Genomic DNA, 13,108 nt, shown 5'->3' on the forward strand with positions numbered 1-13,108 from the left:
ACAAAAAAACCGAGAATTTCAATTCTCGGTTTTTATAATACGGTTGTTTTTGTAGGTTGTTCACCACGTAATGCGATGTAAAATTCGGCTTGAATAGCCAGTGTATAAGGTAAAGTGAATAAATTGGCGAGACCAAAAGTGAAAAAACCTAAGAAGTACCAGCCGATAAGACTGAGATACATCATGAATAATTGGCCTTTATAGTCGGTCATTAATTTTTGAGATTGCGCGATATAGTATTTGGTTGACTGAATATCACGCCCAGCGCGTAGGTCATCACGGTATAAGTACAACGCCTGTGAGTATGAAAAACTCTTGATGATCCCAGGTATGATGAACAGCAATGTCCACAATAACGTATAAACGGCACGTAGAAAAGCAATTTGGAATGCAGTACTAGTTAACAAGTTAAAACCAGCTTTAATTGGTGAATCGGGTGTTTTATCAGTTTCGTGCCAATCAATAAAGCCACTAACCGAACTTTCAGAAAAGAAATCACTGATGGCTGTCATCAATATGCCAATGACTATAACAATAATCAAAACAATGAGACTCACAATTGTAATGGTAAGCCAATTGTCTTGGAAAAGGTGCCCCATATTGCTTGCTGTATCGGTTACTTTTTGTGTTGTTGGATTCAAATCTTGTGAAAAAGTGACATCACGAGAATTGTGATTCGACATCACACCAAATACAGTGAATATCATCGGAACTAATGATAGTAAAAATGCTGCCTTAAAATGTGTTGTGACACGTGACCACGCGATTTTTTTAATTTTTCTGTTATTTAGCATATTGTTTGAATTACTCCCACTAATAGTAAAGTAATGGTAACAAGAAAAAGGGATATTTGCAAGTTAAACCTGTTAATAGCAGGCCAAAATGAACAACAACCAAAAGACCGAATTTAAGATCATATAGTGTTTAGTTGGTTTGAGTTTAGGAAACGGCGGTTAAATTGGTATAAAGTGTGCCAAAGTTAAGATAGGTATTACTGTGATTAGATGTTAGGTTGCTTATGGTGAAACAATTTGTGCAATGGGGGTGTGTGTCAAATGGAGGAATGTCTGGCGGAAATCAGCGGGTTTAGTGGGTATTGGTTGTGTGAGCCAAGTAGATATAATTGCCAGTGTGGTCTTAACTGTGAGATCAATGGCGAATTCTCGACTCACTGGTGCCGTGCCGAGATTGTAATTTTCAAAGAATGGGGTTGCCCACTTAATGTAGACTTTTTTTAAGAAATATAGCCATTCGCCATTGGCATAGTGACCAGTGTAGAGAATCTTTAAAGTATGGTTATTGTCATATAATACGGGTAAAACATAATCAGCAATCATCTCAAAAGGATCTGTTGCTGTACTGGTTGACAAGGCTGCAATGACTTGAGCATCAACTTGTTTTGCAATGTATTGGAGTATGGCTGATGGTGAGTTAAATAATTTGATTGCATGTTGATGTGCAATACCAGTCTCTTGAATAATGAGATCAATGTCACAGTACACGCCGTTGTGACGGTATAGCAAAGACAAAAAAGCATCAACAAGCAGTTGGCGTTCAGCAGTGTGAGCCTTGTCAGTTTGTTGCCCTTCTAAGGCAGACACAATTTCTGGTAGTGGCGTGTTGAAGGTTTTGGCAATAATGGTAAGTGCTGTAATGGGAGGGGTGCTAATACCGCGTTCCCAATTAGAAATGGTTTGACGTGAAACGAATATTTTCTCTGCAAATTCAACTTGTGTGAGGTTATGTCGCGTTCGAATAGTTTGTAAAATGTGTTGGATAGTATTGAATTTCATAAATATTTCTCCGATCAAAGTTTAATTATAACAATAAGCACTTATTGTATCATAAAAATAGATGAGCGTTTAACATATAATGATAAATTTGTCGACATAGAATAATGGGCATAGGATATGAATTGCAAATGTTATACTATTTTGTATTATTCAACATGAATTAAGGAGAAAACAGTATGATTAGTAATTTTTTCTTAAAGCGAATTATTGCTAGTCTTTCCTATAAAGTATTGCTAATAATAACAACATCTATTATGGTGTTAACTTTTTTAGGAATACATCCGTTTAATTATGGATTATACAGAGGTCATACGATATTACGTATGACCTTTGTTCTTGTAGGCAATGGCGAAAGTGCATTTAGTTTTTTGAGCACAGCGATGTATAGTCTTTTGCCACTTTTTATATTAGGTGGTGTGACCATCAATCAGATCAGCGATCAAAAATCAGGATTTGATGTTGCTATTATGGCAAGACTGGGATATAAGAAATATTTGCAACAATTATATATTGGTTCAGGTATGACAAGTGGTCTATTATTCATTGGTCCATTATTACTTAATCATCTTATTGTTCTTGGTAGTAGGTTAGTGATTACAAAAAGCTATGCTGATCCCATAGGTCCAGAGGTGATCATGCCATTAAAATCAGATCTAATCTGGCATTGGGGCGTCTGGAGCTGGCAACATCTCTTAATGACTGATATATTGTATAGCTTGGGGAATACTTGGTTGTTCATTATATTTGGAACGGTTTTGGTTTCACTAGGGTTAATCGTTACAAAATTATATCAACTTGTGTTACTCACATTGGCCATATACTTACCTTTCTGGGCTGGTGGTAGTCTGAGTATCAATAAGTTAATGCAACCATTGATACCAGCTTATTTAAATCACATTATTCTAGGTTATGTGGTCATAACAATTGGGGCTATCGTGTTTAATAGTTTAGTTTATCGTTATTTTGTTAGGTGGCACATATCATGAGTAAAAAAATTATAAGATGGTTAGGTGTGACTGCCATTATTTTTTGTATATTTTTCTTTACTTGGTATAAATTTGGGATGGTATATGATTTTGGAGACTGGTCGCGTTATGAAGCCAGTCGTTATTTAGATGCACTGGTGTGGTGGACACTTTTTGTACCACTTTTCTTGGCCATAACAATTAAAAATATAACAATAGACTTGCAGAAATTAATGCGACAAAAAAATCGCGTCGCTATTTTTAGGAAAAATGTGCGACAAGGTATACGAGATGCGATCATTTTTGTGATAATTATTGGTGTTATGGGTATGATACGAGTACTAGTTATTACAATGACTGCCAATCAATTCAATATTTTTTTATTGCTATGGTCGCTCCAATTAGTTACTGCTTTTTTGTCGTTAACCATGATGCATATCTTGATGATGGTGATTTATAATGGCACGAATAAACGATGGTTGGCATTAATTGTAGCAACGCTTATTTCTATTGTGGTAATGGCGACGACAAGCCTGACAGTGCCATTACCTTGGCAATATTATGCGATTGTGAGCATGATTGGAGAATGGCCAGATGTGACGATAGTTATTCCCTACTTTATGATGGGGATTTGGATATTTGTAATTATTGGTATTTACCTTATTGGTGAATCGAAAGCAAAGTGGCTGCAATGGTACAAATAACGAAATATCAAATAGTGATATGTTTTATTTTGAGTACTCTTTTTGTTATTGGGCAACAATTGACGCATGAAACGCCAATATATTTGATGAATCAATCGACTATCACCTATGTACAACAGATTGCTTTACTAGTATCTCAATTAACACCATTTATACTAATTGTTGGTTGGGAGGAGCGTATGCAAACAGGTCAGGGACTGAACTATTTTGTGAGACATAAAAATCGTTTACAAGTGATGATCAAAAGCTATTTACATTCTACAATTATTGTTATTGTTACCACATTTGCCATTATTCTTAGTCAGATTTTTTTGACAAAACAAACAGGCATTGATTATAGATGGCTTGGTGTCATATGTTTTTATGTGATGTGGCATCTATTACAACGTATAGTTGAATCTTATTTCAGTAGTGTTAGTGGTTTGGCTATGATGGTTGGCATGATAGGATTTGGATTGTTTGTCAAAACACCGATACTGCTGCCCATATTATTTTTATTTGGCCGATTTTCAGAGTTAAATACATGTAAAACTATCATCATGCTAATGATTATTACAGGATTATATGCGGGTCTAGGCTATATATACAGAAAAAAACAGGTAATCTAAATGATAGAAGTAAAAAATATAACGGTTAAGATAAAAAAAGAAACAATTTTAAAAGATGTGTCATATATTTTTGAAGCTGGTAAAATATATGGTTTGCGTGGTCGAAACGGTGCTGGAAAAACGATGTTTCTACGGGCGCTAGCTGGTTTAATACGAGTGAGTTCTGGGCGTATCGTGGTTGATGGTGAGGTATTAGGTGAAAACATTGATTTTCCACCAAGTCTTGGTTTGCTGATTGAAAATAATAATTTGGCTCCTGAATTCTCATTAACCAAAAATTTAAAATTATTATCGCAAATAAAAAAAGTTGCTACTGATGATGATATTGAACAGACGATTGCACGTGTTGGTTTGACAACAAATGATTCACGTAAAGTTGCAAAGTTTTCCTTAGGTATGAAGCAACGTGGTGCTATAGCACAGGCTTTATTTGAAAAACCTAGTTTAATTTTATTGGATGAGCCTACCAATGCAATCGATCAAAAAGGTGTGATACAAATACGTGAACTTTTGGCAGAAGAAGCGCAACGTGGGGCAACGATTATATTAGCCAGTCATAATTTAGAAGACTTAACGCTATTAGCTGATAAAATTATTGATTTGTCCGATGGGGAGATTGTGTCAGATGTATAAAAAATGGATTATCACAGCTATTATTGCTTGTGGTTTTGGTGTTTTTTTGTGGCAGTTAGTGCCGATTATTAAAAATCACGTTATGCCAGAAGGGCCACGACAGTTATTGGGTCAAAGTAAAAATACTGCAATATCAAGTGTCATCGAAAACGTGGGTGGTGTAAAAGGTATTACGCAACTCGGTTTAACTACTGGGATCTACGATATCACGATACTATCCGATCGTTTAGCGAATACACCTGTGCTATCTGATGGTCAGCGTGGCGATCGTTATCTTGGTTTAGCCCTTGATCGAACAACAACATTTAATGTTGGTCAAGGTGAGGCAGTCAAATTTGAACCGGCTGAATTTAAACCTTTGATGAAACGGAATGATGTTTATACAATTTCAACACCGGGAAATTATGTAGTCAATCGACAAATTCCCGAAGGACGTTATCAAGTTAAGATTCACGATATTAAACGTCAAACGATACAACGCGACAAATTTCGACCAGCAACAATTACGGTTGATAGTAAGTTTCTAAATGGTAATGGTGGCGGTGATGGGCAAGGTGGCATGATATCATCAACGTTAAAGCGTTCAACCGCTATTATCTTACTTGAACATCATCGCTTGCTAAGCATTAATTTTTCTGGCGTTGAACGTGGTAGTTATGTCGAATTAACACCTATGAAAGATTGAGATGTTGCGAGAGAGTTAATTTTGATAAAAATTGGAGAAATCACCTCTAATTGATATTATCTGGTATAATGAAAACATCATGAGTTGCTAAAAAGGCAGATGGATGCGTCAAAGAAAGTTAGTGGTTGCTGTAAACTAACCCACCGCTGTCTCGAGTTACACAACGAAAAAAATATGACGTATGCCGCGATAAGGCATTTTAAGTGGTAGGTCCGATGACTTACAATTTAGGTGGTACCACGGTTAAAACCGTCCTATATTAATTTATAGGGCGGTTTTTGCTATCTATTGACAAATAAGGAGAAAAACATGAATTTTATAGAAGATCTTAAGTGGCGTGGGGCATTAAATCAAATCACTGATGAAAAGGGTTTACTGGAGGCAATGGCAAGTGGCAAAATTGGGGCCTACGTTGGAACAGATCCAACGGCCGATTCATTGCATTTAGGTCATCTAATTCCATTTATGGTATTGAAGCGCTTTCAAAATGCTGGTGGTAAGGCAGTGATTATCATAGGTGGCGCGACAGGTGCGATTGGTGATCCGCGACCAACAACAGAACGTCAACTACTCACGCAAGAACAACTGGCTGAAAACGAAAAGGGTATTACAGCACAGGTTACAAAACTTTTCGGTGATAATGACACACGCATTGTTAACAATAATGACTGGCTCGGAAAGCTAACGCTAACAGATTTTTTGCGTGATTATGGTAAGCTATTCTCGATTAATGTGATGTTGAAAAAAGATGTTGTGGCTTCACGATTGGAAACAGGAATTTCTTTTACAGAATTCACTTATCAAGTACTGCAAGGCATTGATTTTCATGAATTGTGGCGTCGAGAAGATGTGAAATTACAGATTGGTGGCTCTGACCAGTGGGGGAATATCACATCGGGTATTGATTTGATTCACTCACTTGAAGGTAATGCGGCAAAAGCCTTTGGTTTGACCATTCCTCTGATGACTGATTCAACTGGTAAAAAATTCGGAAAATCCGAAGGAAACGCAATCTGGTTGGATCCTGAAAAGACATCGCCTTATACATTCTATCAATTCTGGTTGAATCAAAACGATGCTGATGTCGTCAAATATTTGAAATACTTTACATTTTTGAACAGTGAAGAAATTGATGCATTAGCTAAAGCAATTGATACTAACCCTGGCGCACGTGAAGCACAACGTCGTTTGGCACAAGAAGTCACCAAATTTGTTCATGGTCAAACAGCTGTTGCTGACGCTGAACAATTATCAAAAGCACTGTTTAGTGGTGATGTTGCAACATTGTCAGCGGCACAAATTGCTGACGCTTTTGGTGGTGTTCCTAGTTTTGATATTACCGCTGAAAGCAAGAACATTATTGACTTTTTGGTTGATGGTGGTGTGGATCAGTCTAAGCGACAAGCACGTGAAGATGTCAATAATGGCGCAATTACAATTAATGGTGAAAAAATAACAGATGTGGCTACTGAAATTTCGCCATCAGCGCATTATGATGGCAAATTTGTTTTGGTACGCCGTGGCAAGAAGAAGTATTTCTTAGGAAAAGTAAAATAATGAGAAGCAAGCCTTTAATTTAAAGTGTATGATAACGTTAGTGTTAGGATAAATAAAAGGAGTATATGATGAAAATTTTAATGTACAATAGTGTGGATAAAGAAGTGTCTTACGTTAATGCTTGGGCGGCTAAGACAGGGCATGAAGTCGTGACGCTATTTGAACCATTATCGGTAGATAATGTTGATAAGGCACAGGGATTTGACGCTGTCACGACACAACAAACAACTGATGTGCCAGCTCCTATCTATCAAAAACTTGCTAGTTATGGTATCAAGCAAATTGCCTTACGCCAAGTTGGGTATGACGTGTTTGATTTACCAGCTGCTTTTAGTAACAACATTCGTCTGTCAAATGTCGCTGCATACTCACCCCGAGCGATTGCCGAATATACACTAACACAATTATTTAATATCTTACGTAACAACAAAAGATTTGACCGCGCGATGGCAACGGGTGATTATACTTGGGCTGCAGGTGGTCAAGCAAGAGAAATTTATCAATTAACAGTTGCAGTGATTGGTGTTGGTCGTATTGGGACAGCATTTGCACAAATTTTGCATGCATTGGGTGCCAAAGTGCTGGCTGTGGATCCTGTTTATCATGCCCAAAATGAAGCATTCGTCGAATATACAACTTTGGATGATGCCTTATCACGTGCCAATGTGATTAGTTTTCATACGCCGTTAAATGCTGAAACGCAAGGATTGGCAGATCAAGCCTTTTTTGCGAAGGTTCAACCAGGCACGATTATGCTTAATATGGCCCGTGGTGGCATTGTCGATATGGCTGCTTTGGAAGCAGCTTTGCTATCTGGGCAACTTTATGGTGCTGCATTTGATGTGACGCCAAATGAGAATGAATTTATGGATCAAAAACAGACAGTTGCGGAGTTGCCGGAAAATATTCAGCGTCTGATTCAATTAGATAACTTTTACTTATCACCACATATTGCATTTTATACGAATACGGCTATCAAAAATATGGTTGAAATTGCGCTAGATGATGCTGTGATCATGGCAAATGGTGGGCACACTGAAAACGAAATTTTGAGGTGACAAAATGAAGATTGGTTTTATTGGAACTGGTGTCATGGGAACAGGCATTGTCAATAATTTATTACATGCTGGTCATCAAGTGACTGTTTATAATCGTACACAATCCAAGGCCGCTAATGTTATTTCTCATGGTGCTGTTTGGGCTGATACGCCAGCAAATGTTGCGCGAGTTTCAGAGATTACTTTTACGATGGTTGGTTATCCAAAAGATGTTGAAGATGTTTGGATGCGAGAAGATGGTATTTTTGCAGGTGCTAAAACTGGTGCTATTTTAGTTGATATGACAACGTCCACGCCAAAATTAGCCGAAAAATTGGCTAAAAAGGGTGAGGAACTTGGCGTTCAAGTGATAGATGCGCCCGTTTCTGGTGGCGATACAGGTGCTAAAAATGGCACTTTATCTATCATGGTTGGTGGATCATCAACAACTTTTGATCAAGTTTTACCAATATTCAAAGACATTGGGCAGCAAATTGTGTTAGCAGGATCGGCTGGTAAAGGGCAACACATGAAAATGAGTAATAATATTGGTGTTGCCGCGACAGTCATTACAATGGCAGAATCAATGGTTTACGCAAAAGCAGCTGGGTTGAACATGACGGATGCTTATAATGTGTGGCGTAGTGGTGCAGCAGGTTCATGGTCAGTCACAAATTATATGCCACGTGTGATGTCAGGTGATTTTTCTGCCGGATTTTATGTTAAACATTTGTTAAAAGACCTTAGAATCGCGCTTGATTCAGCAGCTGATATGCAACTTGATTTGCCCGGTGCGCAGTTGGCAGAGCAACTTTTTGCTAAGTTAAGTCAAACACATGGAGATGAAGGCGTGCAAGCCATTGTTAAGTTGTGGTCAGAATTTCAGTAGGACTTGATAGTGTTTCACGTGAAACAAGTCTCATTGTCACTGAAAATATTGGTGAAAATTAATGAAACAATGGTTCGAAGATCGTATTGGATCGGCTATCAATGGTAGTAATCCAATGGTTATGACAGAATTAGAAGGCGGTTACGCAGTTTTTGGCGATGTACAATGTTTACCTGGTTATTCTGTTCTACTACCAAAACGCCATGTGTCATCCTTAAATGAGTTAAATATAGATGAAAGACAGTCGTTTTTACGAGATATGAGTATCTTGGGTGATGCGATATTGGACGTGTGTCATGCTGACAGAATTAACTATGATATATTAGGGAATACAGATAATTTTCTTCACGCCCATGTCTTTCCAAGATATGCAACAGAAAAACGAGAAAGATTGGAAAAGCCGGTCTGGTTATACAGTTCTGATCATTGGACTGATGTACAATATCGCTATGATCCAATGAAACATGATACATTAAGAAAGAGAATAACCGAATATCTTACTAATGATTGTCAAAAAAATCATATTGAATATATAATTTTTTGACAATCGTTTTTTGTATAAAAATTAAGTATATGAAGTTAATAAAGGAAGTTTAAATGACAGAAATAAAGCAGCGAACAACGGCTGAATATCAGGTCAGCCATTTTAAAGTGCGATTAGTTATTTATTTAAGCTATATCGTACAAGGTTTTGCGTTAATCATTTTAGCACAGACTGTCCAACAATTGAGTACATTGTGGCAGAGTTCTATTGCCAGTACAACTGCTGTTGTGTCGTCAATTGGTATTGGAAAACTCATCGCTTATCCTATCTTAGGAGAACTATCAGATCATTTAGATCGAAAAAAACTGCTTAGTATCGCAGCGATCACGTATATTTTGTTTTTTACATTATTACCATTAACACATACTATTTTTTTGGCGGTTATTGTGACAACTTTGGCAGGATTAGCGAATGCAGCCTTAGATGCAGTTGCATATCCAACATTATTAGAGATTAATCACGGTAAATCGAGTGGTAATGTCTTAATAAAAGCTATGATTTCATTGGGTGAAGGTTTGCTGCCTATCATATTAGTGACACTAATTAATCAAAAGATTTGGTTTGGCTGGTTATACTGGTTAGCAACAGCTATTTTGATTGTGAATCTGAGTACCATGTTGTCTATTAAATCTGAAAAATTTTATACTTTGAAAACTCAAGCAACGTCAAAAGTCATTAAAAATAAAGTTAAATGGCAGTGGGATATCACAAAAATACTTTTCTTAATTTATGGTTTTAGTTCGATGTGGTTGATGCTTCATTTTACGCAGTGGGTCACGCGATACTTTCATGTTGTGCAGTCTTTTACAACGGTTAATTCACATTTGCTAATGACTTTTTATAGTATTGGATCATTAGTTGGTGTGGGATTGTTATTTTTAATTACTAATCAAAAGTGGATACGCGAAGCCAGGTTACTTGTCCTAACGGCTATTGGAACAATAGTGGGATTGGCTGTGATCGTTTCAAGCCAAGAGATGCGCCTTGCTAGTTTGGGTTGTTTTATTTTTGGTATTTCTGCGGCTGGGGGGTCACTACAATTAGGATTGAGTCAATTAATTGCACACAATTCAAAATTTTCCGGTCGACTAACAGGCCTTTATTTTTTCTTTGGTAGTGTGGCATTTTTCTTAATGCCAATCGTGACTGGGTTATTTGCGACGAAACACTTAGCAAACATGATGACGAGTTTATTCATTATTGCTGGTTTGAATTTAAGTATCGTCGTATTTAATGCGGTTCACGAACGTAGCAGATGATTTATTTTGATCGATTCAACAAATAAAACCCGATGACTTGCACATAATGTGCAAGTCATCGGGTTTTATAATGTTAGAACTGTGAATAAAAATCATAGAATAAATGGCTCTTATTGGTTACTAAACACCTGTTTTACTATGATTAACGATTCGCCTCTGATATGAGAAGAATAACTGCTAATCGTTTTATAAAATAGACAAAATTTAATGTTGTCTAAACTAACATATCATGATTATCCGCGAGTAAATGGGCCCTTTGGTGCAATTAATTCAAGATTTGTGCCATCAGGATCAGTGAAATAAGCGACGCCGGTACCCAATCCATTTTTCAATCCATCTTGTTTTTCAAAAAAGATGGGTTTACCGTCGGGATGGATACCAATGGCTTTTAAGCGAGCAACCGCAGCATCGATATCATCAACTTCAAAACACATATGCATGGCACTGATTTGTTCATTTGAATAATGCGCTTGGCTTGGTTTTGGTTCAACGTATTCTAGAATATCAATGTTGACATTACCTAAATGAAGATTGGCAAATTTAATTAATGTATTGTCCAAGCCCTGTGTCTCGGCCATGCGTTTGCCGCCAATTTGATCTTTATTGGTTATCTGTTTTCCTGTTAATGCTTCATAAAATATGATTGAATTTTCTAAATTACTAACAGTGATACCAATGTGATTTATGATTGAAAAACCTGTATCTTGTTCTGTTATGTTGAATTCTCCTTTTATATACAAATCCTCTAAAGCGTGCCATGTATGTTCAAATGCGTCATTACCCGGCCAATGAATCAGGGATAGCTCTAAATAATCTAATTTTAAATTTTGAAGATTGTGGTTGAAAGCGAGGATTTTGCCAAACTTTTGAAGTAATAAAAATATCATCGCGATTTAAACCGGCACCTGGTATTTTTTTCCCGTTGTTAAGTAGCACAGTATCTGTTAATGAATTAATCATATCATTCCTGCCTCCTATTCCTCGTGTATATAGTTTATAATGTAAAAGTACTTATGCATAGTACATACTTTTTTGTACTATACATACTTAAATGTTATTTTTAGATATAGCAAGAGAAAGGCGACAAAAATTGGCAGACAAAATTTATAATATCGGCGTAGAAGCGACCATGGCAGTGATTGGTGGCAAATGGAAACCGATTATACTTTGTAATTTACGTCATTCTGCGTTACGACCAAGTGAATTGCGTAGAAAAATCCCACGCATAAGTCAAAAAATGCTGACACAACAACTTCGCGAATTGGAAGAGGCTGACATTGTAGATAGGAAGTCATATAATCAAGTACCTCCGAAAGTAGAATACGCATTAAGTGAATACGGAGAGACACTGGGAGAATTACTTGATGGCTTGTGTGCCTGGGGCGAAATGCATGTGAACACTTTAAAAGTTAAAGGCGAGCATGTTGTTTTGCTAAATGAGGCATGACAAATGTGAGGCGAAAGAATAATCATAATGCTGACAAAATATAAGAAAATTTTAATACTAGCAGTACTTGTATTGCTCATTTTTTTAATAGGCTATGCTCATACTAACAAAAGGGTGACTCAATCAGCTGAAAATGTCACTAAAAGTACGATTGTCCCCACGCTTTTTTTGCATGGATATGGTAGCAGTTATAAAGCTGAGCAACATATGACCCGTTATTTGGTTGAACAAGAGAATTCAAATACTATTATTAGGGCCAATGTCTCGAAAAGTGGGGCAGTAAAATTAAGTGGTGTGATTGACAAAAAAGCAAAGCATCCTTTGGTTGAAGTTAACTATGAAAACAATAAAAACACGAATTATCATCAAGATGGGCAATGGCTGAAAAATGTGATTGTTGCTTTGCAAAAGCAGTATAAAATTAAGGAATTTAATGCTGTTGGTCATTCTATGGGTAATATGTCGATTGTCTTTTATTTATTAGATCATTCGAGTGATAGTAAATTACCTGAACTAGCGAAGCAAGTTGATATTGCCGGTCATTTCAATGGCATTTTAGGAATGGATGATCAAGCGAATCAAATGGTATTAAATAGTCAAGGCAAGCCACAAAAAATGAATGCGAATTATAAAGCATTACTGAAATTAAGAACTAATTATCCTAAAAATCAAGTGAAAGTTTTAAATATTTATGGCGATAGAGATGATGGTAGTCATTCTGATGGCTCAGTCAGTAATACATCCTCACAATCATTACGCTACTTGATTTCTGATCGTACGAAGTCCTATAAAGAGTTAAAAATAACCGGAAAAGATGCACAACACAGCAAGTTACATGAGAACAAGGTAGTTGATCAGGCACTGAATACTTTCCTTTTTGAATAGTTAGAAATAAAAAAAGACTGAATTTTGATGTTCACCAGGATAGATTAGATGTGTATGGGTACATGCAAAGGTTAGAGTCATTTTCAGAGGATTATAACGCTC

General features: G+C 36.7%; 16 protein-coding genes. 12 read left to right on the forward strand and 4 right to left on the reverse strand.

Features of this window, described 5'->3' with window-relative positions:
- Positions 1-32: 32 nt before the first annotated feature.
- The gene (locus EUI_RS0101495; protein WP_010015586.1) at positions 33-794 is read right to left on the reverse strand and encodes a DUF975 family protein; all 762 of its coding nucleotides are present in this window, start codon (positions 792-794) and stop codon (positions 33-35) included.
- 222 nt (positions 795-1,016) lie between these two features.
- Positions 1,017-1,793 (reverse strand): helix-turn-helix transcriptional regulator, encoded by a 777-nt coding sequence (locus EUI_RS0101500; protein WP_010015588.1) that lies wholly within the window; start codon positions 1,791-1,793, stop codon positions 1,017-1,019.
- A gap of 176 nt (positions 1,794-1,969) precedes the next feature.
- On the opposite strand from EUI_RS0101500, the gene EUI_RS0101505 reads away from it, so the two are divergent.
- From EUI_RS0101505 to EUI_RS0101550, 10 genes are all read left to right on the forward strand, one after another.
- Complete coding sequence (locus EUI_RS0101505) at positions 1,970-2,779, forward strand: hypothetical protein (protein ID WP_010015590.1); 810 nt, start codon at positions 1,970-1,972, stop codon at positions 2,777-2,779.
- Entirely contained in the window at positions 2,776-3,462 is a 687-nt protein-coding gene (locus EUI_RS0101510; RefSeq protein WP_010015591.1) for a hypothetical protein, read from the forward strand. The genes EUI_RS0101505 and EUI_RS0101510 overlap by 4 nt, the downstream gene beginning before the upstream one ends.
- Positions 3,450-4,070 (forward strand): hypothetical protein, encoded by a 621-nt coding sequence (locus EUI_RS0101515; RefSeq protein WP_010015592.1) that lies wholly within the window; start codon positions 3,450-3,452, stop codon positions 4,068-4,070. The genes EUI_RS0101510 and EUI_RS0101515 overlap by 13 nt, the downstream gene beginning before the upstream one ends.
- Entirely contained in the window at positions 4,071-4,703 is a 633-nt protein-coding gene (locus EUI_RS0101520) for an ABC transporter ATP-binding protein (protein ID WP_010015593.1), read from the forward strand.
- Entirely contained in the window at positions 4,696-5,388 is a 693-nt protein-coding gene (locus EUI_RS0101525) for a hypothetical protein (protein WP_010015594.1), read from the forward strand. Before EUI_RS0101520 ends, EUI_RS0101525 begins: the two co-directional genes overlap by 8 nt.
- A gap of 309 nt (positions 5,389-5,697) precedes the next feature.
- Positions 5,698-6,945 carry a tyrosine--tRNA ligase gene (gene tyrS / locus EUI_RS0101530; RefSeq protein ID WP_010015595.1) on the forward strand — a complete coding sequence of 416 codons (1,248 nt, stop codon included), beginning with the start codon at positions 5,698-5,700 and terminating at the stop codon, positions 6,943-6,945.
- A 68-nt stretch (positions 6,946-7,013) separates the two neighbouring features.
- A complete protein-coding gene (locus EUI_RS0101535) occupies positions 7,014-8,003 on the forward strand; it encodes a D-2-hydroxyacid dehydrogenase (protein WP_010015597.1) in 990 nt (329 codons plus the stop codon).
- A gap of 4 nt (positions 8,004-8,007) precedes the next feature.
- Positions 8,008-8,871 carry an NAD(P)-dependent oxidoreductase gene (locus EUI_RS0101540; protein WP_010015599.1) on the forward strand — a complete coding sequence of 288 codons (864 nt, stop codon included), beginning with the start codon at positions 8,008-8,010 and terminating at the stop codon, positions 8,869-8,871.
- Positions 8,872-8,932: 61 nt separating this feature from the next.
- The gene (locus EUI_RS0101545; protein ID WP_010015600.1) at positions 8,933-9,415 is read left to right on the forward strand and encodes an HIT family protein; all 483 of its coding nucleotides are present in this window, start codon (positions 8,933-8,935) and stop codon (positions 9,413-9,415) included.
- A gap of 53 nt (positions 9,416-9,468) precedes the next feature.
- Positions 9,469-10,674: an MFS transporter gene (locus EUI_RS0101550; protein ID WP_010015601.1), complete on the forward strand. Its 1,206-nt coding sequence runs from the start codon at positions 9,469-9,471 to the stop codon at positions 10,672-10,674.
- Between the two features lie 233 nt (positions 10,675-10,907).
- Here the strand turns inward: EUI_RS0101550 and EUI_RS0101555 are convergent, their stop codons facing one another.
- Both EUI_RS0101555 and EUI_RS0101560 read right to left on the reverse strand, forming a co-directional pair.
- Complete coding sequence (locus EUI_RS0101555) at positions 10,908-11,390, reverse strand: VOC family protein (RefSeq protein WP_029508489.1); 483 nt, start codon at positions 11,388-11,390, stop codon at positions 10,908-10,910.
- Between the two features lie 61 nt (positions 11,391-11,451).
- Complete coding sequence (locus EUI_RS0101560) at positions 11,452-11,634, reverse strand: hypothetical protein (RefSeq protein ID WP_010015604.1); 183 nt, start codon at positions 11,632-11,634, stop codon at positions 11,452-11,454.
- Between the two features lie 130 nt (positions 11,635-11,764).
- Between EUI_RS0101560 and EUI_RS0101565 the strand changes: the two genes are divergently transcribed.
- Both EUI_RS0101565 and EUI_RS0101570 read left to right on the forward strand, forming a co-directional pair.
- Positions 11,765-12,121 carry a winged helix-turn-helix transcriptional regulator gene (locus EUI_RS0101565; protein WP_010015606.1) on the forward strand — a complete coding sequence of 119 codons (357 nt, stop codon included), beginning with the start codon at positions 11,765-11,767 and terminating at the stop codon, positions 12,119-12,121.
- Positions 12,122-12,148: 27 nt separating this feature from the next.
- Positions 12,149-13,006, forward strand: coding sequence for an alpha/beta hydrolase (locus tag EUI_RS0101570; protein ID WP_010015607.1), 858 nt, complete (start codon positions 12,149-12,151; stop codon positions 13,004-13,006).
- The last annotated feature ends 102 nt before the right edge of the window (positions 13,007-13,108 follow it).

It is taken from the genome of Leuconostoc gelidum subsp. gelidum KCTC 3527 (genome assembly GCF_000166715.1).
Classification (GTDB): domain Bacteria; phylum Bacillota; class Bacilli; order Lactobacillales; family Lactobacillaceae; genus Leuconostoc; species Leuconostoc gelidum.

Excerpts from the sequence above, each read along its gene's own strand:
- EUI_RS0101520 (WP_010015593.1), top strand. The coding sequence starts at position 4,071 with ATGATAGAAGTAAAAAATATAACGGTTAAGATAAAAAAAGAAACAATT.
- tyrS (WP_010015595.1), top strand. The coding sequence starts at position 5,698 with ATGAATTTTATAGAAGATCTTAAGTGGCGTGGGGCATTAAATCAAATC.
- EUI_RS0101525 (WP_010015594.1), top strand. The coding sequence starts at position 4,696 with ATGTATAAAAAATGGATTATCACAGCTATTATTGCTTGTGGTTTTGGT.
- EUI_RS0101495 (WP_010015586.1), bottom strand. The coding sequence starts at position 794 with ATGCTAAATAACAGAAAAATTAAAAAAATCGCGTGGTCACGTGTCACA.
- EUI_RS0101505 (WP_010015590.1), top strand. The coding sequence starts at position 1,970 with ATGATTAGTAATTTTTTCTTAAAGCGAATTATTGCTAGTCTTTCCTAT.
- EUI_RS0101510 (WP_010015591.1), top strand. The coding sequence starts at position 2,776 with ATGAGTAAAAAAATTATAAGATGGTTAGGTGTGACTGCCATTATTTTT.
- EUI_RS0101545 (WP_010015600.1), top strand. The coding sequence starts at position 8,933 with ATGAAACAATGGTTCGAAGATCGTATTGGATCGGCTATCAATGGTAGT.
- EUI_RS0101535 (WP_010015597.1), top strand. The coding sequence starts at position 7,014 with ATGAAAATTTTAATGTACAATAGTGTGGATAAAGAAGTGTCTTACGTT.
- EUI_RS0101500 (WP_010015588.1), bottom strand. The coding sequence starts at position 1,793 with ATGAAATTCAATACTATCCAACACATTTTACAAACTATTCGAACGCGA.
- EUI_RS0101550 (WP_010015601.1), top strand. The coding sequence starts at position 9,469 with ATGACAGAAATAAAGCAGCGAACAACGGCTGAATATCAGGTCAGCCAT.
- EUI_RS0101560 (WP_010015604.1), bottom strand. The coding sequence starts at position 11,634 with ATGATTAATTCATTAACAGATACTGTGCTACTTAACAACGGGAAAAAA.
- EUI_RS0101515 (WP_010015592.1), top strand. The coding sequence starts at position 3,450 with ATGGTACAAATAACGAAATATCAAATAGTGATATGTTTTATTTTGAGT.
- EUI_RS0101570 (WP_010015607.1), top strand. The coding sequence starts at position 12,149 with ATGCTGACAAAATATAAGAAAATTTTAATACTAGCAGTACTTGTATTG.
- EUI_RS0101540 (WP_010015599.1), top strand. The coding sequence starts at position 8,008 with ATGAAGATTGGTTTTATTGGAACTGGTGTCATGGGAACAGGCATTGTC.